Raw genomic sequence first — 2,069 nt, 5'->3', positions numbered from 1 at the left:
CGGCGGCGGCCTTGCCCTCCGCGCCGCGCATGATGCGGTTGTTGCGGGAGTTGGCGATCTCGTCGCCGAAGCCCGGGACGAAGCGGTAGATCATCGCCGAGGCGAAGATGGCGAGCAGGATGATGGCGAGGCCGGAGACGACCGCGGCGAGGGAGTCGGGGCCGTCCTCGGTGGTCAGGGCGCCGGCGAGGCCGAGCACGATGACGATGACGGGCTTGACCAGGATGATCGCGATCATGATGCCCGCCCAGCGGCGGACGTGACCCCAGAGGTCCTTGTCGACGAGGCCGGCGTAGACGACGACGCCGAGGAGGGCGCCGACGTAGAGGAGGACGGCCCTCAGGTACAGCTCCAGGTACAGCACGCCGGCGGCGACGATGGAGACCAGCGACACCAGGATCAGCATGATGGGGCCGCCGCCGATGTCGTTGCCCTTCTTCAGGGCCTCGGAGAACGTGCCGAAGAACGTGTCCGTCTGGTTGCCGGTGGTCTTGGCGATGATGTCGCTGACGCCGTCGGTGGCCGAGACGATGGTGTAGAGGATGAGCGGGGTGAAGGCGGAGGCCAGCACGGTCAGCCAGAGGAAGCCGACGGCCTCCGAGATGGCCGTCGTGAACGGCACGCCGCGGACGGCTCGCTTGGTGACCGCGAGGAGCCACAGCACGAGCGTGAGGATGGCGGAGGCGGCGAACACGACCGCGTAGTGCTTCAGGAACGTCATGTTCGTGAAGTCGACGTTCGCGGTCTCGTTGACGGCTTCGGAGAGCTTGTCGACGGTCCAGGAGGCGGCGTCTGCGCAGCCTTGGGCTAGGGAGGAGAGGGGGTCGAGGGTGGTGGTTACGTCGTTGGGGAGGGTGCTGGTGTCGGCTTTTTCGCCGGCGCCTCGTTCGCAGTAGTCCTTGGCGGGGCCCGAGATCAGCGAGCAGGGGTCGTCGCTGGTCGTGGGTGACGGAGTCGGGGTGGGCGCGGCGAAGGCTCGGCTCGCCAGCAGAACGGCTCCGACCTGAACGGCTGCCACCGCACCGGTGAGCGTGAGTGCGCGACGCGGGCTACCGGGCATACGTGAACCCTCCGAACTCCTCGACCGCCTTGCCGATCTCGTCGGCTCCGGAGACCGGGTCGTCTGCGTTGACGGGGGTTGGGCCGGTCTTCTGGCTGGTCTCGAGGACCTTCCAGTCGCCGTCGCTCCAGCGCAGCTTCAAGGTCACGGTGAACCAACCGTTGGTCACCGGGTTGGTCGTGCTTTCCCCGGTGAGCCCGAAGAGGCTGTTGCACCAGACCTCGACTGTTGCCGCGTCGGAGCTGTAGGCCGTGGCCTTGGTGCCGACCGGCAATGTGCGGTTGACGAACGTACTGCCCGAGGGTGCGCTGCCGTCCTCGCCGAGGCCGAGTGATTCCAGGAACTCGGCGGAGTAGTCGGCGTCGAAGCCGTCCTTGAGGCGGTCCATGGTGCTGGGATCGGCGATGGTCTCGACGATCTGGTGGCGCGCGGCGGTGTTGAACATGCCGTCCGATCCCAGTGCGGCCGTGTAGTTGGTTGCCGCGCTCTGGGCCCCCTCCTCGCTCCGCGCGAACCCCGTAGGGATCCCGGCCGTCTTCGACTTCACCGGCCGTTCCCCCGAAGCCGCCGTAGGCGCAGTCTCCGGCTTGTCGGCGGTGGAGTCTCCGGATGTGTCGGAGCCCCCGCCCCCCCGGTTCGCGAAGGCGATCGCGGCGATGAGGAGGACGACCACGCCGACGACGGTGACGAGGCTTCTGGAGGAGGAGCGGGGGCGGCGCGGGGCGCCGCCGTAGGGGTCGCCGCCGCCGTCGGGGAGGCGGGTCCGCGTCTGGCCGGTGCCGGCGTACCCCCCGTACGCCCCGTCGTCCCCGGAGCGCGAGGACTCGCGGTACCCGTGCTCGTCGCCGAGACTCATGCCGCGGTCGCCCCTTCAACTTCGACGTCGTATTGAAAGGCGTAGCAGTACGACGGTAGCCGCGCTGGTTCCCGCGCGGGCGCGGTGTGGAGACTCGACATCAGGGAAACGCAACCTCAGCCGGTGGGCACGACGGACGGGTGGGGTGGGAGG

Annotated in this window: 2 protein-coding genes; both read right to left on the bottom strand. The window is 68.9% G+C overall.

The window, feature by feature from the left end:
- On the bottom strand, window positions 1-1,060 hold a 1,060-nt coding region (locus P1P70_RS43885; RefSeq protein ID WP_319247994.1), incomplete at its 3' end, for a hypothetical protein.
- The gene (locus P1P70_RS43880) at window positions 1,050-1,916 is read right to left on the bottom strand and encodes a hypothetical protein (RefSeq protein WP_319247991.1); all 867 of its coding nucleotides are present in this window, start codon (window positions 1,914-1,916) and stop codon (window positions 1,050-1,052) included. The genes P1P70_RS43885 and P1P70_RS43880, both read right to left, overlap by 11 nt.
- Window positions 1,917-2,069 lie beyond the last annotated feature (153 nt).

This window comes from Streptomyces sp. MB09-02B (assembly GCF_033794485.1).
GTDB lineage: Bacteria > Actinomycetota > Actinomycetes > Streptomycetales > Streptomycetaceae > Streptomyces.
The sequence above is the reverse complement of the archived record's forward strand: the minus strand, read 5'-3'. Positions and strand labels throughout refer to the sequence as shown.

What these genes read in the sequence shown, in the direction of transcription:
- P1P70_RS43880 (WP_319247991.1), bottom strand. Translation starts at nt 1,916, where the DNA reads ATGAGTCTCGGCGACGAGCACGGGTACCGCGAGTCCTCGCGCTCCGGG.